Below are 21,626 nucleotides of genomic sequence, written 5' to 3'. Positions count from 1 at the left end.
GGTGAGGGGCCTGATCAGCCCGCACGGGACGCTATGGAACCGTCGTCTGGGCGAACCGCAGGAGACCGTAGCCCACACCTGACCACAGACCCTCAGCGCTCCTCCGGCGCTTAATGAAGGCGCGGCCGCCGCTTCTCGCGCCTGGACACCTTTTCAGGAGGTTCAAGCTTCCCCGTTCACAAGACCGCCGCCGTGGCCAGCGCCGCCCATGTCTGTGGCGACGGCTAATGCCGGAGATGACCCAGTACCAGAGTCAGAAGGCCGAGGGCCAAGAGCAGGATCAAAAGCAGGGCGATCCGGCTCAATCTCTCATGGCGGGCCAGTTGCTCTTGCGCCGCCTCAACCTTGCAGCACTGCTCGTCCAAGCTAGGGTTGTGGCGGGGCACGGCTCACCATGAAATCGCTTACACCAGGCCAGCGTATCAGCCTCATGCACACGCAGGAAGAAAGTCAGGATGTGCCGCGTATGATGGTGTGTGCAACCGCACATAATATATTATATTAAAACACGATGCAGCCAATCTTGGTTAGCCCTGTCTCACAGCTCGGTCGCACTCCTGCCGGCAGCGATTGCCAGATGGTTCAAGGCTGCGAATTTCCGGTAAGTGCGTTCACGGAACCTGAGTAAGCTGTTCTGGATAGCGCATGGGGATCGAGATGCCGCGATCCTTAAAGCATGAACATGAGGTAAGTTTTTACTCAAGAAGCACTCGGAGGCTGTCGGTTTAAGCCTCGGGCAGTCGGATTTCAAAGGTAGCGCCCTTCTCGGAGGGCAAAAGCCTAATCGATCCGTGGTGAGCCTGGAGCATGGCTTGGACAATGCCGAGGCCCATTCCCGTGCCGCCCGACTCCCGGCGTGTCGTGAAGAATGCCTCAAAAATCCTAGCTTGATTGGCCTGAGATATGCCGTCTCCATCATCATGTACGGAGATGACGACAACATGATTGGTTGCGAATGCAGATATCCAGAGCGTATGCGCGCAATGGCGAGTGGAATTATCCGCGAGGTGGGAGAATACGATAGATAAGTTCTCCGCAGAAATTGAGACGTGGTAATCGATTGATCCATCGATTCTGATATTCAAGCCGGGAAAGCTATTCTTTAGCTCAGCAATAACCGTCGCGAGATTCGTCTGCCCATCAACAGGTGGATTTTCAGCACGGGCAAGCTCACGCAGTCGATGGAGCATGAGCGTTAGATGAGAGGTATCGGCAATGATGTTGTCGAGGAAGCGGAGCCGCTCCGGAGGAGTCATAGAGCCTGATGCAGCAGCGGCATCATCCCGCAATAGCTCCGCTGCACCCTGAATCGAAGTGAGGGGTGTTTTAAGTTCATGTGTCACATGGGCCGCAAATGTCGCAATATAATCCGAGCGATTATGGAGACGCTTGGCCATGTCGATAAAGCTCTGAGACAAAACTGCGATCTCTCGGGTTCCATGGTGAGCAAGCGGTTGCAATGCTTCACGCCTGCCATGACCCACTTCGATCGTTCGTGCGACAAGCGCATGGAGCGGCCTAGTGATGGCGCGCGAGAAGATCAGGCCAATGATCAGCGTTGCTCCAAGAATCGACAGGCCAGCAAGGATCAGCTTTCGCTGCTGATCATAAATATGCTTAATAATGTTGTTCGGTGTGCGGGATGCGTAGATCGCGCCTACCACGTGACCTTGCACGATAACAGGCATGGCCGCGAAGATCCGAACGCTCGTGCCTCGGCTTAGCGAATAAAGCGGTGGAGGCGGCTCGTTGGAGATGCGCGCGCGCAGCACCGCTTTATAGCGACCCTGAAGAGCTTGTTCGACTTCTCCGATATGGCCTAGGGATAAACCTACTTCATCACGGCCTGCGATTACCACACCTTGTGTGTCGAGTAGCCTGAAGCCTGCCAGGGTTATGGATTGTGTCTGCTGCACGATACGCTGTAGACGTTGGCCAATCGCGATCAGAGGAGCAGCAGGCGGCCTGAGGGATGGGGCAGCTTCCGGTCGCGGTCCAAGGACATTGTCGCGGGCCAAGTCGAGAGATGGCTGAAGGAAGTGATCAAATTCCCCATGACCAGAGACTACAGGATTGACCAGGGCACCGGACAATAGGTTCATGTCAGACGTTGCTTCTACCTCCTGCCCAAAGATTGCTGCGAGTGCAGCGCTTTGTGCAATGAGTTCCGCTTCAGTTTGACGAATGAGCTCGTTCTCATACAGCCGAAAGAAGACCAAGCTGACGAGAGGAAGGGCCAGCACCGTTGCGAGCACAGCGAACACAATCATTCCGAGGGTCGGGCGCCACTTGGTTGCAACCTGACTTGTCATAAGGTGGCCTCACAGAGGCCCAATCTAAAGCCTACCCCATGGACCGTATCAATGATGCTGACACAACCCGCCGCTGTGAATTTTGCTCGGATGTTACGAATGTGGCTGTCGATTGTCCGATCGGAAACGTAGATCTGAATGCTGTAGGCAGCATCTATAATCTGCTCACGTGTCAGCACGATCCCGGGCCGGGCGAGGAAACTCTTCACGATCATGAACTCGATCGCGGTAAGCGTGATAGGGGAGCCATTGAACATAACCGTATGGCGGAGAGGGTCCATTGATAGCTGCCCCTGAGACAGGAGCTTCGATTCAGGTGCCAGTACGTCCTTCGCAGCGGTGCGCCTGAGAATGACATTGACGCGAGTAACGAGCTCCCGTGGGCTAAAAGGCTTTGTAACGTAATCGTCGCCTCCAATCTCCAGACCGAGGATGCGATCAATCTCCTCATCGCGCGCCGAGAGAAACAGGATTGGGACATCGGATTCCTTCCGAATCTGACGGCAGACCTCCAGTCCATCCATCTCAGGCATGCCGATGTCTAGCACGATCAAGTCCGGATTAGTCTCTCGAAAGCGTTTGAGCGCTTCCTTGCCATCGCGGGCAATCGAGGTCGCCATCCCGCCTTTTTCGAGGGCAAAGCAGATAACCTCGCGGATATGCGGGTCGTCATCGACGACGAGGATCCGGTGTGCCACTCCTGTCTCCTAGGGTGTGATGAACTCATTGATCGTCGCAAGACCTGTTGCTTTACCATCCATTCGCTTGGCGAGATAGTGTTTCAGGCGCAGGTCGCGGAATGTCCAGACTCGCCAGTCCTTCATGCGCTCGGTATGGGCAGCCGCAGCCCGGTTGCGCCATTGGACAAGGCTGTCGGGGGCGGTCAGATTTTTGCGTGCGATATAGCGGTCGATGGCCGGGATGACGTGCGGACCCAATGTCCGGATATACCCGGTGTCAACCAAGGGCGTTCCCTGAATAGCTTCACGCCTCTGAGATAAGTTGTGGTTTGCAATAACCGCGGCAAAGTTTACGAAGCTGCAGGCATAGAGAGTGAGGGCAAGAGAAAGCACATTGGCCCCAACAAGCCAGCTGTTGGAGCGCCGCAGGGCGATGCGAGCCATGATGGACATGAGGCCGACAGCTACGAGCAGCATCCAGAGGAAGGCTGCCACACGCAACAAGGTCAGAGAGTAAGTGGCGACGTACAATTCGAGGCGCAGGATCGAGGAGACCGAGAGTAGGACATTCTGCCCTATCCAGAGGTAAACCAGCTGTCGGATGATGGGCGATTGCTCACCGGCTCCGCCAGGACGCATGGCGGCTAGCACAAACCCGGCGGCCAGAAGCGCAGTGACGATCAGGGGATAGGCTCCGCGGTGTGCATAAGTGGCATATGTCATGCCTTCCGGCAGCGTCGCCCCGCCCCACAGATAAGCAGCGTCGAGACCGGATTGCACGGCGAACAACACGTTGAAGACAACCAGCGACCGCAGGATGGCTGCCGGTCCGAAAAGGAGGTTGCTGCCTTTAATATTCTGAGCATCGGCCCTCAAGAGGCTCTGTTTGATCAATGGCTTCTCACACAGATGCACCGAGAGGAAAGGCCAGATAACAGCGAGCAGAATGATCCAGACGGCCATCCGTGCGAAATTGATCTCCCAGCTCAGCCGAGACGGATCGAATACGGACAACCATTGTTCGATCAAGGGATTGGCGGAGGCAAATAGGGCAACGAAAACGGCGCAGCATAGGACTGGGATAACCCAGCCTGACACGGCCTCCAATCTTAGCCACTTGCGACCTCGCCGTTGGGCTTCCCGTCTCGCCTGGACAAAATCGGGGATGATTTGGAGTGCCCCGGTGAGAAGCAGCCTTTGTGTTGAGGCTGCCAAAATATTCCAGCCCCTGGAGATGCCGCCCGTTACTACGACGGCGGCCAGGGCCGTCCCCAAGATACCGAAGAACATGGAAATGATCCCGGTGGATTCGAGGAGTGGCAGGAACGCAATGGTCAGGAGGATGGGGGCAATCAACAGGCCGCGACGCTCACGGCTCGGGCTCATGAAGCATGCAGCACCGGCAAGAATGGCCAAGAAGATGACCAGCGATAGGCCGACACCATGATCGTAGAAAAGCCAGTCACCGAATGCGGCAATGACGAGGGCCAAGGCTAGCTTTGTGCTGAATGTAGAATGGGCCAGATTGGCTAGAGGCTTCAGGGCAGCGGTCATGGGAAATCGGCCTGTCTTTGTGAGGAGTGAACTGAGGTCCCATCCGATCTCTCGTTCCGTTCAGACTGCTCCTTCTGCCTTTCAGGAAAGGTGAGGATAATGGCTGACGGTTTGTCATTCTCCCGAAAGAGCCACCAGCCATCTTTCAGAAGGCGGGTGGGTAAAACGGGAGGCGATTGGTCGGATGAGTTCATGCCGGCAAAGCTGACAGGCTGCTTTGCACAAAGATGACAGACGCTGCGCAGGATTTAAGGATTGTTCTGCAGAATTTGTGCAGGAGCCGCCGCTAGTCCCACAACCCGCCTGGGTGGTTTGGGGGGAGAAGGGGCCCGGAATTGAAGGCGAAATCGCCTTCAAGGCCGCTTTAGAGAGGAGCACAGAGAACAGCTACTCCACAATTGAACACTGGCATTCAGGAGAAGATGCCGCGAAAAAATCCTGCGATGTCAGGAATTTAAATAATGGCGGAGGGAGCGGGATTCGAACCCGCGATACGGTTTCCCGTATACACACTTTCCAGGCGTGCGCCTTCAACCACTCGGCCACCCCTCCAGCATGAGCCTTCAAGGCCCAGGAACCGCGGCGTCGTCTTGCTGGACGGGCCGGTCCGGTTCTCCGCGACATCGTCGGCGGAGCGCTCGTGTATCGCCAAACCGGGGGAAAAGGCAAGACCGAACTTGTGACAATTTAGCCGGAATCGCCTTTGCCATTGCGACAAAACGCTCTAGATAATTCCCCCTCTGTTCATAGAGGTATCTTCCCTTGAAGTTCCTAGCGCGTAGCCTTGGCCTCCTGCTCATCGCGGCGGGGTTCGTCGGACTGGTGATCGACGGCACCCGATCCATCGTCAACAATGCTGTATCGTTCGGGTCCATCGGAAAGGTGGCGGGCATTCTGTCGCCCAACGGGCTGGCCGAACTCGAGGGAAGCATCGCGCAGCGCGGCTATCCCTGGCTGTGGGATCCGATCGCCACCTATGTCCTGCAGATGCCCGCCTCGGTCACGGCCTTCCTGCTGGGCGCGCTGCTGATGTGGATCGGCCAGAAGCCCCTGGAGCCCATCGGCTATCTCGCCGGCCGCTGAACCCCTTCTTTCACGGGAAGGTGACGTCGGGGCTCTCCCGCAGAGGCCCGGGAATGCTTACATGGACGAGGTCACGCGAGGGACCTCCATGTTCAGCTTCCGCAAACGACTCGACCTGCCCAATGCCGCCGAGGCTCTGCCCGGCCGCCCCAGCCCGATCCCGACGGCTGAAACGCACTTCATCAATCACCGCCCCCTCCAGCCGCCCTATCCCGAGGGGATGGAGAAGGCCGTGTTCGGCCTCGGCTGCTTCTGGGGCGCGGAGCGCAAGTTCTGGCAGCTGGGCGACGGCATCTGGATCACCGCCGCGGGCTATGCCGCCGGCCTCACGCCGAACCCGACCTACGAGGAGGTCTGCTCCGGCCTGACCGGGCACAACGAGGTCGTGCTGGTGGTCTACGATCCGAAGGCGATCTCCTACGACACCCTGCTGAAGACCTTCTGGGAGAACCATGATCCGACGCAGGGCATGCGCCAGGGCAACGATGCGGGCACCCAGTACCGCTCAGGGATCTACGTGTTCGACGAGGCCCAGCGAAGGGCCGCGGAGGCCTCCAGGGCGGCCTATGGCGAGGCGCTCGCGGCGAAGGGCTACGGACCCATCACGACCGAGATCCTCGAAGCGGGGCCGTTCTACTTCGCCGAGGATTACCATCAGCAATACCTGGCCAAGAACCCGAACGGCTATTGCGGCCTCGGTGGCACGGGCGTGTCGTGCCAGATCGGCGTCGGGGTCGCGGCCGAATAAATCCAGCCTCTTGCCGAAGGCTTGAAAAAACGGCCTGCATCCATCCGGATGCAGGCCGTTTCTCGTTTAAGCGCTCGTCACGGCGCCTCGAGAACGCCGCGGCACTCGTTGGGCAATTGCGCCAGGGTCAGAGGCGGGCGGGGCTTGCCGGGCTTCGGATGCAGCATCTGCGGCGTGAACCACGCATTGAGCTCCGCGCCGCAGCCGTCGCCGCCCGGCGGCGGGTCCTGGTCGGCGCAGCCCGCATCGCCGGCCGGGCAGGCGAGGCGGATATGGAAATGGTAGTTGTGGCCCCAGATCGGCCGCACCTTCGTCAGCCAGGAGCGCTCGGCGCCGGCTTCGCGGCAGAGGGCCCGCTTGATCGCCGGGTTCACGAAGACACGGGCGACGCTGCGCTCCTGGGCCGCCGCGCGGATGAGCGCGGTATGCTGCGGGGTCCACTTGGCGGGATCGATGTCGAGCAGGTCGTCGCGCACCATGTTGGTGGCCGACATCTCCTCCCGCTCGGCCCGCGAGAGGCGTCGGTTCGGCATGGGGGTCAGCCAGATATCCGCATCGAGGCCGATCTGGTGCGAGGCATGGCCCGTGATCATCGGGCCGCCGCGCGGCTGCGAGATGTCGCCGACGAGAAGGCCCGGCCAGCCGTTGATGCCGGGGAGACGGGTCGCGAACCGCTGCAGGAATCCGATCATCTGCGGATGGCCCCAGTTGCGGTTGCGGGACAGGCGCATGACCTGCCAGTTGTCCCCGTCGATCGGGATCGCGGCTGCGCCCGCCACGCATCCCCGGGCATAGCCGCCAATGGAGCGGGAGCGCAGATCGGCCGGCGTCGTGCGTCGCCCGAAGAGTTCCTTCGCGGCGAGCTTGGGATCGTCGGGATTGGCGAGCGGCGGCAGCGGCTTCGGGTCGAGCGTGCCCTTGTCCTGGGCGACGGCGGAGCCGCCGGCGAGAAGAGCGAGCGCGAGGGCGAGAGAGCGAATCGGGATCATGCGGCAAGGCTAGCCTGCGGGCGCGGACTTCGGAACGTGCCGGATGCGGCCATGTTGTCGCTCTTTTGAAGGTGAGGTGAGCCTGAAGGATGCTGCGTCATGGCCGTCCCCGGACGTGATCCGGGGATCAGTCCCGGCCATCCCGATTGGAAGTGTGCCGCGCTTGTCCGATCGAGATCACCGGCACGAGGCCGGTGATGACGTGGGAAGAGCCGCAATCAATGCCTCGGTTGCGGGCGGCCTTCGCTGGGGCCGCGCTGGCTGATGTGACCGGGGCCGAACGTGCGCTTGTCGTGCCCGTTGCCGGTGCGGCGCATGGCGGGCTGGTAGCGAGGCGTCGGCCGCTTGACCCTCTTCGGACGACGGCTTGCCGCCAGGGACGGCAGGAACAGGGCTGCGATGCCGGCCGCGACTCCGGCCAGCACGGCGGCTGTCGTGAAGGGATGGAGCTGCGCTTCGAGGAGCAGGCTGGTCTTGCGCGGCTCGCCGGGCAGGGACGAATACATGTCGCCGTCCTGGCGGGCGCGATAGAGGTTGTCTCGCATTCCCGGGCGTTCGGGATGATCCGTGGTCTGCGAGGCATAGCCCGTCCATTCCATCGCCTTGTCGATGAGGTGCGGCGCGACCTTTCCCATGGCGCCGATGACCCAGCCGCCGAAGCCGATGGTGATCTCGCGACGCTGGTGTTCGGCCGCGTACACGATCGCCTTGGCGACGAGATGCGGGTCGTAGGCCGGCGGTGGAACGGCATTCTCCCGGTCGAGATAGTTGCGGGCATGTTCGACATAGGGCGTGTCGATGGACGAAGGCTTGATGAGCGTGACCGAGATCGGTGCGTCCTGGTTCGCAAGCTCCATACGCAGGCCGTCCGTGAAGGCCTTCACCGCATGCTTGGCCGCCGAATACTGGGTCTGCAGGATCATGGCCCGCTCGGACAGAACGCTGCCGACATTGATGATGGTGCCGCCCCGCCGGCGCAGGTGATCAGCCGCGATCATCGAGCCGTTGACGACGCCCCAGTAGTTCACGTCGAAGAGCTGACGCTGGTCCTCCATCGGGATGTCGGAGAGATTGCCGTAGATGGCCACCGCGGCATCGTTCACCCAGGTGTCGAAGCCCCCGAAAGTCTCGATGGCCGTGCGCGACACCCGCTCCAGGTCTTCGCGCTTGCTGACATCGGCAGCGACCGCGATGGCGCGCGTCGTTCCGCGGCTGAGCTCATCGGCGATCTTGCGCAGAGCATCCTCGTTGCGGGCGACCAGAACGAGACCCTTGGCGCCGCGTTCGGCGAACAGATGGGCCGTCGCAAGTCCGATGCCGCTCGATGCGCCGGTGATGACGACGACCTGGCCCTCGACCGGCTTCTGGCGAACCGCCATGGCAATCTCCTTCAATTCCTCAAGGTCCGTGAACGTGGGTCAACGTGAGGTCGGAAAGGGGGTTCCTACGGCAGCGCTTGCCGCGCGGCGCCGGGACGACACGGGTTCACCATGCGGAAGGGGAGGCTCGCAAGTGAAAGGGATATCTTTCCCGCTTGCAAGGGAATATCTTTCCCGCTTGCAAGGGAAGCGGACCTGCCGCGCCGCACCGACGATGCGCTCTTCGAGGATATGGCATTCGGCGGATCAAGAAGCGGGAGTCCGCCCCCTGGATCGATGATCTCCCGGAAGTCGTGAAAGCCAAAAGTCTTGGAAAGCTTGGACTTTCGGACCCGAACCGGAACCTGCTTTTCAACCCGAGCGTTGCCTTGGAGCATCGTGCGGAAAGATGGATCCGGTTTCCGCATCGACGATGCGCCGGTTGAACGATGAAGCATCGGATTTGACCCGGAAAACGGGTCCGCCTTTGGGTCCGGTGCCCTGGATCTCACACAGGAAGGGAGCGCAGTGATGCAGACGACGGCACAGAGCAGCGACGTTCGTGAAACTCACAGCCTGATCGCCAGCGACAAGGTCGAAGGAACGCCGGTGCGCCGCACGGACGGCGAGAAGATCGGAACCATCGAGCGGGTGATGATCGAGAAGCGGTCCGGCAAGGTCGCCTATGCGGTCATGAGCTTCGGCGGCTTCATGGGGCTCGGCGAGGAATACTACACGCTTCCCTGGAGCGTCCTGAAGTACAACACCGAGCTCGATGCCTATGAGCTGAACCTCTCCGAGGATCAGCTGCGCGGAGCGCCCCGCCGCAGCGCGGAGGGGCATGACGCATCGTATGATCGCGAATGGGAAGAGCACGTCCACCGCTACTACAACGCCACGCCCTATTGGGGCGACAGCGACCCGATGAGCACGGGCCGGTAACCCGACCTGCGACCCGGTCAAACAAAATCGCCCGGCTCTCGCCGGGCGATTTTTTATGCGCAGGCGCCGGGCGATAGGAGGTCCTATTCCGGCGCTTGCGGCATGGATGTTTAGCGCTTGCGCGACTTCGACGGGCTCTTGCGAGCGCTCGAAGACCGCTTCGCGACCTTGGCCGACTTCTTCGTGGCCGAGGTGCGGCTCGAAGCGGCGGCAGCGCGCTTCGTGGTGGACTTGGAGGCGCTGCGGGACTTCGCAGGCGACTTCACCGCGCTGCGGCTGGTGCTGCGAGCAGCCGTCTTCCGAGCCGAAGTCGAACGGGCCGAGGTCGAACGGGCCGTGGACTTCTTGGCGGCCGACTTGGCCGGAGCCTTCCGAGCGGTGGTCTTCTTGGCGACCGTCTTCTTGGCGGTGGTCTTCTTCGCTGCCGACTTGGCCGACGAGCGGGCCGTGGTCTTCTTGGCAGCGGACTTGGCGGCGGACTTCGCCGTGGTCTTCTTGGCGACCGCCTTCTTGGCAGTGGTCTTCTTCGCGCCGGACTTGGCGGAGGACTTCGCCGCCGACCGCGAGGTCGACTTCGCAGCCGTCTTCTTGGTGGCGGACTTGGCGGTCGTCTTCTTGGCAGCGGTCTTCTTCGTGCCAGCTTTCTTGGCGGTGCTCGTCGAGCTGCGGCGCGCGCTGCTCTTCTTAGCGGTCTTCTTGGTGCTGGTCGCACCGGTGTCACCCGTGAACAGCATCGTCAGCGGGTTCTTGGTATCTGTCGGCATTGCCGCCTCCTTCAAGGGCCTTCGCGTGCAACCGTCACGCTTGCAAGGCAACGTCGTTATACCAACGCGGTTCCGATAATCGAAAAGTGTAGACAGTAGAACGCTCACTTTTTCTGTGGATATTTCGGACGACAAGTCTCTCTGCTCTTGCAGATCAAAGACTCAATATCGGGTTCAAGATGAGACAGTTAGAGACACTTCGTCAGCGCCGTCGACATCGCTCTTCATGATCGGGCGCCGTCATGATGGAATGAAAAATCCTTTTAGCGCAGTGACTTAGCTCAATTGTAAAGAAGATGTTAAACCGCCGCAGAGTATTCGAGCGTGTTTGGGAGCGTTCAACGTCGAGGTCAAAAACCTCTTCACTTGGAGAGGGTCGAAAACGGCTCCTGCGTCGGTTGGAGACATCGCGCATAAGTGTCCGAAAAAATCGTCGCACGGAGTCGAAAACCGGTCCGCATGCCGTCGTGCGTGTCGAGAATCACATGTCATGACTCGAGCGTGAGGACATGTGCCGATCTCCCGTCGAGACCGGCACACGCATTCGTCCGTCGTGTGCGCCTTGGTCGCTGCAGGCCGCATGACGATGGAGGCTTCACGCCATCGTCGAGGCAGGCTAAGCGAAAAGGGCCTCACATCGGTTGGACCGCCTTGCCCCATCGCAGCATCCTCGCCGTCGTCCTCTGGATGAGCGGCGCGCTCCTCTCCTTCTCCGCCACCGCCATTGCGGTACGCACGCTTGCACCCACCTTCTCGATCTTCGAGATGCTGGCCGTGCGCAACGCCGCGGGCGTCCTGATCCTGCTCGCGCTCGCGCTTCTCAAGCCGGAGCTGCGGCCCGGTCTGAAGCCCCGTCGCTTTCCGCTGCACCTGGCGCGCAACGTCCTTCATTTCCTCGGCACGGACGGGTGGGCTTTCGGCCTCACGCTCCTGCCGCTCGCAACGGTCTTCGCGCTCGAATTCACCACGCCGGCCTGGGTCGCGCTGCTGGCGATCCCGCTGCTCAAGGAGCAAATGACGAGAGGCCGTCTCGTCGCCATCGTGCTGGGTTTCGCGGGCATCCTCGTGATCCTGCGCCCCGGTCTGGAAACCTTGCAGCCGGCCAGTTTTCTCATGCTCGGCGTGGCGTTCAGCTTCGCCCTCGTGGCGATCATGACCAAGCGTCTCACGATGACGGAGAGCACCTTCGCGATCCTGTTCTTCATGAACCTGCTGCAGCTGCCCATGAACCTCGCGGGCGTGAGCCGGGCCTTCTGGCTCCAGGTGCAGCCGTCCCACGCGCTCGGCCTCATCGGCATCAGCGTCGGCGGCCTGCTGTCGCATTACTGCCTGACCAATGCCTACCGGCGGGGCGACGCCACCATGGTCGTTCCGCTCGACTTCATGCGCATCCCGCTGATCGCCTTTGTCGGCTGGCAGTTCTATGGCGAGGCGCTCGATCCCTATGTCTTCCTCGGGAGCGGCATCATCATCATGGGTCTTCTCTATTCCCTGCATCGCGAGGCGAAATCCGCATGACCTGGTCGCCGCAACAGGACGCCGCCCTGAAAGCCGTCGCCGAGTGGCTCCGCCGCGGCGACCGTCCGGTGTTTCGCCTCTTCGGCTATGCCGGCACGGGCAAGACGACGCTCGCCAAGCACATCGCCGAGAACGTTGACGGGGATGTGGCGTTCGGCGCCTATACGGGCAAGGCCGCGCTCGTGCTGCGCACCAAGGGCTGCGCCGATGCGTCGACGATCCATTCGCTGATCTACCGCTCCCGGGAATCGGACGAGAACGGTCCGCAATTCGTGATCAACCGCCAGAGCCCGGCTTCCAAGGCGGATCTCATCATCATCGACGAATGTTCCATGGTGGACGAGGAGCTGGGGCGCGATCTCCTGTCCTTCGGTCAACCCGTTCTCGTGCTCGGCGACCCGGCGCAGCTGCCGCCGGTGAAGGGCGGCGGCTTCTTCACCGAGGGCGAGCCCGACATGATGCTCACGGAGGTCCACCGGCAGGCCAAGGACAACCCCATCATCCACCTGTCGATGCAGGTTCGGGAAGGCGGGCGGCTGGAGCCGGGCACCTATGGCGAGAGCCGCATCATCCGCCGCCGCGAGATCGATGCCGCCACCGTCATGGCGGCCGATCAGGTGCTGGTGGGCCTCAACAAGACCCGGCGCCTCTACAACACGCGCCTGCGCGAATTGAACGGCTATCGCGATCCCATGCCGGCGGCGGGCGAGAAGCTCGTCTGCCTGCGCAACGACAAGACCAAGGGGCTGCTCAACGGCGGCACCTGGAGCATCCAGGCCCTGCGCGGTATCCGCAACGACTTCATCCGCATGGATGTGCTGCCCGACGACGATGCCCGCCGCCGCTCCGTCGAGGTCGCCGTGCACAAGGCCTTCTTCGAGGGTACGGAAGAGGACGTGCCGTTCGTCCTGCGCAAGGAGTCCGACGAATTTACCTATGGTTATGCGCTGACCGTGCACAAGGCCCAGGGCTCGCAATGGGACGACCTCGTGCTCTTCGACGAGTCCTATGCCTTCCGCGAACATCGCAGCCGCTGGCTCTATACGGCGCTTACCCGCGCGGCCGAGAAGGTGACAGTCGTCGTCTGACGGGAACTGCCGGCTTTCTACCAGGCGCCTGTGCGGAACCGGATCGACCGTGAGCGCTTAATGTCTTCAGCTGAGCAGTATGAAGTCGAGGTGCGGATATGCTGAAATGGGCCCTGATCTTTCTCGTGGTGTCGCTGGTGGCCGGTGCCCTGGGCTTCACGGGCGTCGCGTCCGGCGCCAAGACCGTCGCCAAGGTCCTGTTCGGCCTGTTCCTCCTGGGCTTCGTGATCCTGATCCTCATCGCCTGGGGTGCGGGCGAGCTGATTTTCTGACGCCCCTCACGGTGCGATCGGCCGCAGGTTCCGAGCCTTGCTCTGGGACCTGCTCACGCATGCACTGAATGCATGAAGTCCCTGCTTCGGAAGGCCTCCCTTCTTTCCGTTGGGGCGTTATAGGGGCGTCTCAACTATTCGTTTGAGTGCGTCGCGTTGAAACTTTCTGTCCCGTGCGCGCCCTGAAACGGAAACGAATGAAAGGGACGCTCATGAAACGTCGTGCATTCCTCCAGGCTGCCACCCTTGGTGCCGCAGCCGGAGCCGTCGCGAAGCCCGCCATCGCCCAGTCGAACCCGGAAGTTCGCTGGCGCCTGACCTCGGCCTTCCCGAAATCCCTCGACACCCTGTTCGGCGGCGGCGAGACCTTCGCCAAGCTCGTCGCGGAGGCCACCGACGGCAAGTTCATCATCCAGACCTTCGCACCCGGCGAGATCGTCGGCGCCCCGCAGGCGCTCGACGCCATCGGCGGCGGAACGGTCGAGATGGGCCACACCTGCTCGTACTACTACGTGGGCAAGGACCCGACCTTCGCCATCGGCACCACGCTGCCCTTCGGCCTCAACTCCCGCCAGACCAATGCATGGCTCTATCACGGCAACGGCAATGCGCTGCTGAACGACTTCTACGCCAAGCACAATGTCTACGCTCTGCCGGCCGGCAACACAGGCGTGCAGATGGGCGGCTGGTTCCGCAAGGAGATCAAGACCGTCGAGGACCTGAAGGGTCTCAAGATGCGCATCGCCGGCCTCGCCGGTCAGATCATGGGCAAGCTCGGCGTCGTGCCGCAGCAGATCGCCGGCGGCGATCTCTATCCGTCGCTCGAGCGCGGCACCATCGATGCCGCCGAGTGGGTCGCACCCTACGACGACGAGAAGCTCGGCCTCAACAAGGTGGCGCCGTATTACTATTATCCGGGCTTCTGGGAGGGTGGTCCCGCGATCCACTTCTACATCAACCTGCAGAAGTGGAACGAGCTGCCGAAGAGCTACCAGGCTGCCGTCCAGGCGGCTGCGGGCTATGTGAACGTCGACACGCAGGCCAAGTACGATGCCAAAAATCCGGCCGCCCTGCGCAGCCTGATCGGCAACGGCGCGCAGCTGCGTCCGTTCTCGCAGGAGATCATGGAAGCAGCCTACAAGGCCGCCAACGAGGTCTATGACGAGATCTCGGCCAAGAACCCGGACTTCAAGAAGATCTACGACAGCTACAAGGCGTTCCGCGGCGAGGAATATCTCTGGTTCCAAGTGGCCGAATACGCCTTCGACACGTTCATGATCCGCGCCCGCGCCCGCGGCTGATCGCAGGCGAGAGCAGAAAAGGGAAGGCGGGTTTCGGCCCGCCTTTCCTATCGAACGGCCGCGCATGGGCGCCGATGTCGTGCTGCCGGATTTCGAGGCAACCTGTGCAGTTCCCGGGCGTTTCCTTAGGAGTGAGGGTTCATTCCCTTGGAGGGTTCCGTGGCTAGCATGATGTGGCGGGGAGTATGGCCGGGCGCGATCGCTCTCGTGATAGGACTTGCCGTTGCTCCCATGGCGTACGCCGTCAATGACCCGCTCGACAGGATCGACGGGACCGAGGCCATCCAGGCGCGTTTCGACGCAGCCTCCCACCAGACGCAGGTTTCCGGCAAAGTCGCGCCGGATCTCTGCTTCTCCTTTGTCCTGCCGGAGGAATGGCATCTCACGGAAGTCGGCCTGAAAGCCGTCGTGTCGAATGCGGATCTCTCGATCGGCTTCCGCTCGGCGGAGGAGCTTCGCGACATGCCGCAGTCCGATCTGGCGATCCGCGACGCCGCGGCCCTGCAGCGGGATTTCGAGGAAATGCTGGGACGACCGGCCCAATCCGTTTCTCTGACTTCGGAGGCGGGGGCGACCCGGTGGTCCGCGACCTGGATCGACGCCAGCCTGCCGACGGCGTCGCACGCCATGACGGTCGAAACCCTGATCATGCCGCTATCGAGCGATTGGGTACTCGAATTGTCTCTCTCGGGCGTGGAAAGTCGCGAGGCCTATGACGCTCTCGCAGGGCGGCTCCTGACGCGGTTGAAGGTGCAGGGCAGGGCAGCCTGCCAGGGCTGACCTTTCGCGAACAGGGCGGCAGTTCGCCCTCCTTGACATCGGATGGCATGACAAGGGACGGTTTCACGCAACTGGAAGGGCCGACCATGGACGTGATCATCTACCACAACCCGCAATGCGGAACGTCCCGCAACACCTTGGGGCTGATCCGCAATGCCGGGATCGAACCGCATATCATCGAATACCTGAAGACGCCGCCGACGCGCCTGCTACTGCGCCAGTTGGTCGCGAGCATGGGCGTGAGCGTCCGCGACGTGATCCGCGAGAAGGGAACGCCTTATGCGGACCTCGGCCTCGATGATCCCTCCGTGAGCGACGACCAGCTCCTCGACGCGATGATGGTGCATCCGATCCTGATCAACCGGCCCATCGTGGTCACGCCCCTGGGCGTCAGGCTCTGCCGCCCGTCCGAGGCCGTGATCGACATCCTGCCCCCGCAGCAGGGCGAGTTCGTCAAGGAGGACGGCGAGCCGGTGATCGATGCTTCGGGACGGCGCATCGGCGTAGCATGATATCGGCGAACTGGAGGCGCTCAATGCGCCTCCAGCCGCGTTCCCACGGGTACGACGGGTTCCGGAACGAAGGTTTCCTTCTCCTCGGTTGCAGGCGCGGCGCGCTGCAGGCTGCGATAGGCGCCCCAGATCGCCATGAGGGCCTGGGCGGTGATGACGACATAGAGAAGTCCGAGCCGTCCGAGTTCCGTCATGGCCATGCCCGAGATCACCGGGCCGATGGCTGCGCCGATGCCTTGCAGGATGAGGAGGCCGCCGGCGGCGGCCACGAATTCGCCGGGCTTCACCATGTCGTTCACATGAGCCGTCACGATGCTGTAGGTCGGGATCACGCTGCCGCCGAAGATGGCGACATAGAGGAAAAGCAGCCATGCGGGCACCGTCGGCGGCACGAAGTGGATGAGCGCGAGAAGGATGGCTGCCGCCATGCCTGACGCGCCGATGATCACATGGCGCCGGTCCATGCGGTCCGAGAGCCAGCCGAGAGGATAGGTGGTGGCGAAGCCGCCCAGGGTGCCGCAGGCCATGAAGATGGCGATCTCCGTCGTATCGAGCCCGCGCTCCTGGGCCCAGATCGGGCCGAGCGCGAAGAACGAACTCGTGGTGATGCCGCAGAGAACCGCAGCCACCACGCCGAAGGGCGATTGCCTGTAGAGCTGCATCAGGTTGATCTTCGTGTCGCTGACCGCATGGGCCGGCGCGGAGGCCCGCGACAGGGCCGTCGGCACGAGGGCGAGGCAGATGAGGATGGCGACGAAGCAGAACAGCCGATAGCCGTTCGGATCGCCTGCGGGCAAGAGCAGCTGCCCGCCGATTCCGGCGATCAGGCCTGTCATCCCGTAGACGCTGAGAACCTGGCCGCGCGTCCGCGCGTCGGCCGAGGCGTTGAGCCAGCTCTCGACGACGATGAACAGCCCGGCGAAGCAGAATCCGGTCACGGCACGGGCGGCGATCCAGACGGGCGGATTGATCACGAGGAGATGCAGCAGGGCCGTCGAGGCCGCGATCGCTGCCAGGGCGGCGAAGGTCCGCGTATGACCGACCTGCTGGATCACGCGCCCGGCGTAAAGGGATCCCACCACGATCCCGCCCCAGAAGGCGGAGCCCACGGCGCCGATTTCCGTCGGCGTGAACTGCGCGATGCTCCCGCGCACGCTGAGCAGCGTGCCCTGCAGGGTATTGCCGATCTGCATGAGAGCGTAGCCGAAAAGAAGGGCGAAAAGCGTCGGCAGCGTGGCCCGCAGGGACGAAGGCATGGGCTCTCCTTTACGAAGCGAGATCCTGTGGCTCGGATGTGCGGTTTCGAAGGGTTCGGCCGGCATGGACGTGCCGAAGCCCGGCGTCCGACGACTCCGTTCCTTCAGCATACGACCGTTCGTCAGACCGTGGCCCCTTGCCTGTGTTGAACTCGGGCTTCCGGATCGGGTTCCCGGCCCCGTCCATGAGTGGCTCGAACAAAAAAGCGTGCCGGTGATGCCGGCACGCTTTTCAAGGCATTCTCGGGTGAAACGATGCCGCGATCAGTTGTCCATCTTCAGCGCGGCGATGAAGGCCTCCTGCGGGATGTCGACCTTGCCGTACTGGCGCATCCGCTTCTTGCCTTCCTTCTGCTTGTCGAGGAGCTTGCGCTTGCGGGAAGCGTCGCCGCCGTAGCACTTGGCGGTCACGTCCTTGCGCAGGGCGCGGATGGTCTCGCGGGCAATGATCTTGCCGCCGATGGCGGCCTGAACCGGGATCTGGAACATGTGCGGCGGGATCAGCTCTTTCAGCTTCTCGCACATGGCGCGGCCGCGGCCTTCGGCGCGGGTGCGGTGCACGAGCATGGACAGCGCGTCCACGGGCTCGCCGTTGACCAGAACCGACATCTTCACGAGGTCGCCCTCACGGTAATCGGAGATGTGATAGTCGAAGGAAGCGTAGCCCTTCGACACCGATTTCAGGCGGTCGTAGAAGTCGAACACCACCTCGTTGAGCGGCAGATCGTAGACCACCATGGCGCGCTTGCCGACATAGTTGAGGTCGATCTGCACACCGCGACGGTCCTGACAGAGCTTGAGCACGGCGCCGAGGTAATCGTCGGGCGTGAGGATCGTGGCGCGGATCCACGGCTCGTCGATGGCCTCGATCTGCATGACGTCCGGCATGTCGGCCGGGTTGTGCAGCTCCCGGATCGAGCCGTCGCGCATGCGCAGGTGATAGACCACGGAAGGCGCAGTGGAGATGAGGTCGAGGTTGAACTCGCGCTCGAGGCGCTCCTGGATGATCTCGAGATGCAGGAGCCCGAGGAAGCCGCAGCGGAAGCCGAAGCCCAGCGCGGCGGAGGTCTCCATCTCGTAGGAGAAGCTCGCGTCGTTGAGACGCAGCTTGCCCATGGCGCCGCGCAGGTTCTCGAAATCGGCCGCATCGACGGGGAAGAGGCCGCAGAACACCACCGGCTGCACGGGCTTGAAGCCCGGCAGCGCTTCCGCCGTGGGCTTGCGTTCGTCCGTGATGGTGTCGCCGACGCGGGTATCGGCGACTTCCTTGATCGAGGCGGTGAAGAAACCGACTTCGCCGGGGCCGAGCTGCGCCAGCTCGGTCATCTTCGGGTTGAACACGCCGACGCGGTCGAGGCCGTAGGAAGCACCCGTGCCCATCATCTTGATGGTCTGGCCCTTCTTCATGGTGCCGTCGACGATGCGCACCAGCACGACCACGCCGAGATAGGCATCGTACCAGGAATCGACCAGGAGAGCCTTGAGCGGCGCGTCCGGGTCGCCTTTCGGCGGCGGAAGCTTCTTGACGATGGCTTCCAGCACGCCCTCGATGTTGAGGCCGGTCTTCGCCGAGATCGGCACCGCGTCCGAGGCGTCGATGCCGATTACCTCCTCGATCTGCTCCTTGATCCGGTCCGGATCGGCGGCGGGCAGGTCGATCTTGTTGAGGACTGGCACGATCTCGTGATTGGCGTCGATAGCCTGATAGACGTTGGCGAGCGTCTGCGCCTCCACCCCTTGCGAGGCGTCCACCACCAGCAGCGAGCCCTCGCAGGCGGCGAGCGACCGGGAAACCTCGTAGGCGAAGTCCACGTGGCCGGGAGTGTCCATCAGGTTCAGGATATAGGTCTTGCCGTCCTGGGCCTTGTATTCCAGGCGGACGGTCTGGGCCTTGATGGTGATGCCCCGCTCGCGCTCGATATCCATGTTATCGAGCACCTGTTCCGTCATCTCGCGGGCCGTCAGCGCCCCCGTGGTCTGGATCAGGCGGTCGGCGAGCGTCGACTTGCCGTGGTCGATATGGGCCACGATGGAGAAGTTGCGGATGTTGTCGAAGGTGCGAGCGGTCATAATACTGCAAATATAAGAATGTTCAGGCCGCAATAGCAGGGGCGGCCCCCAAAGCCAAGGGAGGCCGCCGGGCGTATCGGGTCGGCGCAGGCGGAAAGCTCGGGCTCGCAGAGGAAAAGAGGAGGGGATCAGCGAACGCACTCGACAGGGAGGCGCTCTCCCGTCTCCTCGATGAACTCGGTACGGCACTTGAAGCCGTTGATGATCTGGATATCGCTCTCGAAGGCGTAGGGCGGCGCGCCGGGACCCGGAACCCCATAGGGCGGCGGGACGGGGATGTTGCCGGTCGCGGTCGGATCCACGCCGACCACGCCGTTCGGTCCGGCGCATTGGACCGGAAGCCTGACTCCGCTGGCCCGGTCGAGAATCGTGCGGCAGGGCACACCGTTGTAAATCCGGATCTCCTGGGGGGCGGAATCGGGGAACGGCAAAAAGGGTGTTCCGCCAGCCTGGGCCTGGGCAAAGCCAGGGGCGCCGAGCCCCATGAGGCCGGCGATCGCGGCAACCGAGAGCGTCTTCATAGGAACCTCCTGGGTTCAGGGCGAAAGAGCCACTCTTACGGCAGAGGTTGACGCTCTGGAGATAGGAGGTTGTCCGTCCGGGGCAACATGCCTCGAAAGGGAGCTTGCATCCCCTTCGAGGGGCCGTGTGATCTCACGGGGACCGGTGCGAAAGAATCGCCGTCGGTCTGGCGTGTCGGGGCAATGTCGAAGATCCCGTCAGGTGCGGAGGCGGACATCCGCACCTGCCGGAAGCTGCGGAGAGCTTACCGCATAGCGCATTCCACGGGGACGCGCTGGTCCGTCCCCTGGACCAGGACGGTGCGGCAGGGAACGCCGTTGATGACCCGGATTTCATGCGGGGCGGCCGTGGGGAAGGCGGAGGCCGGCGTGCCGGACACAGGAGCCTGTCCGGCCGGAGCCACGAGAACGCTGCCGGTTGTCGTCGGGTCCATGCCGACCATGCCGGCCTGACTGGCGCATTGAACCGGGATGCGCGTGTTGCTCTCGCGGTCGAGGATGGTGCGGCAGGGCACGCCGTTGATCGTCTGGATCTCATGCGGGGCGGCGTTGGGGAACGGGGAGCCGGGAGTGCCGCTGGCCTGAGCCTGGGCCTGTCCGAGGGTGCCGAGCATCATGAGACCGGCGCCGGCGATGATCGCTGCTGTCTTCAAGGAAACCTCCTCCATCGATGGGAACATAGGCCGCATTCGCGGACAGGAGGTTTAACGCGTCAGGACAGGATGGTTCCCTGCGGCGCCGCCATATGCTGGCGGCGTTGGACGGACGGGACGCCTTACCGTCCCCGTTCCAGGATGCGCGAGATCACCTTGGCGGTGTAATCCACCATCGGGACGATCCGGGCGTAGTTGAGACGTGTCGGGCCTATGACGCCGAGAACGCCGACGATTTTCTGACTGCCGTCACGGAAGGGGGCGGCGATCATCGAGGAGCCGGAGAGCGAGAAAAGCTTGTTCTCCGAGCCGATGAAAATGCGCACGCCCTCGCCGCCCTCGGCGCGGCTCAGGAGGTCGATCACGTCGGTTTGGGTTTCCAGGTCGGAGAAGAGCAGGCGGATGCGCTCCAGGTCCTCCACGGCCTTCAGGTCGTCGAGGAGGTTGGCCTGGCCGCGCACGATGAGTTGGCGGGAATCCGCCGGTCCCACCGTGGTGGCGAGCCCCGCTTCGACGAGCCGGGCGGTGAGGACGTCGAGCTCGCGCTCCATGTCCTCGCGGCGGGTCTGGATCTCGCGCTTGACGTCGCCGAGCGTCTTGCCCTGGATGCGGGCGTTGAGAAAATTGCCTGCCTCCACCAGGGCCCCGGCCGGCAGGCCTGCGGGCAGGTCGAGGAGGCGATTTTCCACCGAGCCGTCTTCGGAGACGAGCACCACCAGGGCGCGGGTGGGGTCCAGGCGGACGAATTCGATGTGCTTGAGGCGCGCGTTGGATTTCGATGTCACCACGACGCCGGCGCCGCGCGAGACGCCCGACAGCAGGGCCGAGGCCTCGGCGAGCGCCGTCTCCAGGGTATGGCCGGAGGCGGCGGCCCGCATCTGCGCCTCGATGCGCGAGCGCTCCTCGGAGGTGACGTCGCCGATCTCCATCATGGCATCGACGAAAAAGCGCAGGCCGGTCTCCGTCGGCAGGCGGCCGGCGCTCGTATGGGGGGCAAAGATCAGCCCCGCGGCCTCCAGATCCGCCATCACGTTGCGGATCGAGGCCGGCGAAAGCGCCATCGGCAGGATGCGGGAAAGGTGGCGCGAGCCCACGGGCTCGCCGGTCATGAGATAGCTTTCGACGATCTGGCGAAAGATCTCGCGGGAACGGTCGTTCAGCTCCGCGATGGCGCGGTTTTCCGAAAGATGGGAAAAAGGACCGGTGGGATGCATCCGAAGGGTTC

At 62.7% G+C, this 21,626-nt stretch carries 20 protein-coding genes and 1 tRNA gene; 10 read left to right on the top strand and 11 right to left on the bottom strand.

Annotation, left to right across the window (positions count from 1 at the left end):
- Positions 1–725: 725 nt before the first annotated feature.
- The 4 genes from H0S73_RS21795 to H0S73_RS21780 all read right to left on the bottom strand — a co-directional run bounded on the left by H0S73_RS21795 (position 726) and on the right by H0S73_RS21780 (position 5,098).
- Entirely contained in the window at positions 726–2,312 is a 1,587-nt protein-coding gene (locus H0S73_RS21795) for an ATP-binding protein (RefSeq protein ID WP_181054097.1), read from the bottom strand.
- A complete protein-coding gene (locus H0S73_RS21790) occupies positions 2,309–3,010 on the bottom strand; it encodes a response regulator (RefSeq protein ID WP_181054096.1) in 702 nt (233 codons plus the stop codon). Before H0S73_RS21790 ends, H0S73_RS21795 begins: the two co-directional genes overlap by 4 nt.
- 9 nt (positions 3,011–3,019) lie before the next feature.
- A complete protein-coding gene (locus H0S73_RS21785; RefSeq protein ID WP_181054095.1) occupies positions 3,020–4,546 on the bottom strand; it encodes a DUF4153 domain-containing protein in 1,527 nt (508 codons plus the stop codon).
- Between the two features lie 462 nt (positions 4,547–5,008).
- Positions 5,009–5,098 (bottom strand) — tRNA-Ser (locus tag H0S73_RS21780).
- A 210-nt stretch (positions 5,099–5,308) separates the two neighbouring features.
- Between H0S73_RS21780 and H0S73_RS21775 the strand changes: the two genes are divergently transcribed.
- Both H0S73_RS21775 and msrA read left to right on the top strand, forming a co-directional pair.
- The gene (locus tag H0S73_RS21775) at positions 5,309–5,629 is read left to right on the top strand and encodes a PetM family of cytochrome b6f complex subunit 7 (protein ID WP_181054094.1); all 321 of its coding nucleotides are present in this window, start codon (positions 5,309–5,311) and stop codon (positions 5,627–5,629) included.
- 88 nt (positions 5,630–5,717) lie between these two features.
- Positions 5,718–6,377 carry a peptide-methionine (S)-S-oxide reductase MsrA gene (gene msrA, locus H0S73_RS21770; protein WP_181054424.1) on the top strand — a complete coding sequence of 220 codons (660 nt, stop codon included), beginning with the start codon at positions 5,718–5,720 and terminating at the stop codon, positions 6,375–6,377.
- Between the two features lie 77 nt (positions 6,378–6,454).
- Here msrA and mepA read toward each other — a convergent pair whose 3' ends face one another.
- Positions 6,455–7,366: a penicillin-insensitive murein endopeptidase gene (gene mepA / locus H0S73_RS21765; RefSeq protein WP_181054093.1), complete on the bottom strand. Its 912-nt coding sequence runs from the start codon at positions 7,364–7,366 to the stop codon at positions 6,455–6,457.
- Between the two features lie 218 nt (positions 7,367–7,584).
- Positions 7,585–8,745 carry an SDR family oxidoreductase gene (locus H0S73_RS21760; protein ID WP_181054092.1) on the bottom strand — a complete coding sequence of 387 codons (1,161 nt, stop codon included), beginning with the start codon at positions 8,743–8,745 and terminating at the stop codon, positions 7,585–7,587.
- Positions 8,746–9,255: 510 nt separating this feature from the next.
- Between H0S73_RS21760 and H0S73_RS21755 the strand changes: the two genes are divergently transcribed.
- From H0S73_RS21755 to arsC, 8 genes are all read left to right on the top strand, one after another.
- Complete coding sequence (locus tag H0S73_RS21755) at positions 9,256–9,666, top strand: PRC-barrel domain-containing protein (RefSeq protein WP_181054091.1); 411 nt, start codon at positions 9,256–9,258, stop codon at positions 9,664–9,666.
- 117 nt (positions 9,667–9,783) lie between these two features.
- Positions 9,784–10,509, top strand: a complete 726-nt coding sequence (locus H0S73_RS25545; protein ID WP_202049842.1) for a hypothetical protein — start codon at positions 9,784–9,786, stop codon at positions 10,507–10,509.
- A 572-nt stretch (positions 10,510–11,081) separates the two neighbouring features.
- A complete protein-coding gene (locus tag H0S73_RS21745; RefSeq protein ID WP_181054090.1) occupies positions 11,082–11,948 on the top strand; it encodes a DMT family transporter in 867 nt (288 codons plus the stop codon).
- Entirely contained in the window at positions 11,945–13,036 is a 1,092-nt protein-coding gene (locus tag H0S73_RS21740; RefSeq protein ID WP_181054089.1) for an ATP-dependent DNA helicase, read from the top strand. The genes H0S73_RS21745 and H0S73_RS21740 overlap by 4 nt, the downstream gene beginning before the upstream one ends.
- A 98-nt stretch (positions 13,037–13,134) precedes the next feature.
- Positions 13,135–13,308: a DUF1328 domain-containing protein gene (locus tag H0S73_RS21735; RefSeq protein ID WP_114945815.1), complete on the top strand. Its 174-nt coding sequence runs from the start codon at positions 13,135–13,137 to the stop codon at positions 13,306–13,308.
- Positions 13,309–13,520: 212 nt separating this feature from the next.
- Positions 13,521–14,609 carry a TRAP transporter substrate-binding protein gene (locus H0S73_RS21730; RefSeq protein ID WP_181054088.1) on the top strand — a complete coding sequence of 363 codons (1,089 nt, stop codon included), beginning with the start codon at positions 13,521–13,523 and terminating at the stop codon, positions 14,607–14,609.
- Positions 14,610–14,768: 159 nt separating this feature from the next.
- The gene (locus H0S73_RS21725; RefSeq protein WP_181054087.1) at positions 14,769–15,389 is read left to right on the top strand and encodes a hypothetical protein; all 621 of its coding nucleotides are present in this window, start codon (positions 14,769–14,771) and stop codon (positions 15,387–15,389) included.
- Between the two features lie 86 nt (positions 15,390–15,475).
- On the top strand, positions 15,476–15,901 hold the full coding sequence (gene arsC, locus H0S73_RS21720; protein WP_181054423.1) for an arsenate reductase (glutaredoxin): 426 nt from the start codon (positions 15,476–15,478) through the stop codon (positions 15,899–15,901).
- Positions 15,902–15,921: 20 nt separating this feature from the next.
- Here the strand turns inward: arsC and H0S73_RS21715 are convergent, their stop codons facing one another.
- The 5 genes from H0S73_RS21715 to hrcA form a co-directional block, all read right to left on the bottom strand.
- Positions 15,922–17,157, bottom strand: coding sequence for an MFS transporter (locus H0S73_RS21715; protein WP_181054086.1), 1,236 nt, complete (start codon positions 17,155–17,157; stop codon positions 15,922–15,924).
- A 264-nt stretch (positions 17,158–17,421) separates the two neighbouring features.
- Positions 17,422–19,227 carry a translation elongation factor 4 gene (gene lepA, locus H0S73_RS21710; RefSeq protein WP_181054085.1) on the bottom strand — a complete coding sequence of 602 codons (1,806 nt, stop codon included), beginning with the start codon at positions 19,225–19,227 and terminating at the stop codon, positions 17,422–17,424.
- A 128-nt stretch (positions 19,228–19,355) separates the two neighbouring features.
- The gene (locus tag H0S73_RS21705) at positions 19,356–19,748 is read right to left on the bottom strand and encodes a hypothetical protein (protein ID WP_181054084.1); all 393 of its coding nucleotides are present in this window, start codon (positions 19,746–19,748) and stop codon (positions 19,356–19,358) included.
- Positions 19,749–19,993: 245 nt separating this feature from the next.
- Entirely contained in the window at positions 19,994–20,401 is a 408-nt protein-coding gene (locus tag H0S73_RS21700) for a hypothetical protein (RefSeq protein WP_181054083.1), read from the bottom strand.
- A 122-nt stretch (positions 20,402–20,523) separates the two neighbouring features.
- The gene (hrcA, locus tag H0S73_RS21695; protein ID WP_181054082.1) at positions 20,524–21,615 is read right to left on the bottom strand and encodes a heat-inducible transcriptional repressor HrcA; all 1,092 of its coding nucleotides are present in this window, start codon (positions 21,613–21,615) and stop codon (positions 20,524–20,526) included.
- Between the last annotated feature and the right edge of the window lie 11 nt (positions 21,616–21,626).

Origin of the sequence: Microvirga mediterraneensis (genome assembly GCF_013520865.1) — a bacterium.
Taxonomy (GTDB): domain Bacteria; phylum Pseudomonadota; class Alphaproteobacteria; order Rhizobiales; family Beijerinckiaceae; genus Microvirga; species Microvirga mediterraneensis.
Note: the sequence above shows the minus strand (reverse complement) of the source record. Positions and strands in the feature narration are given on the sequence as shown.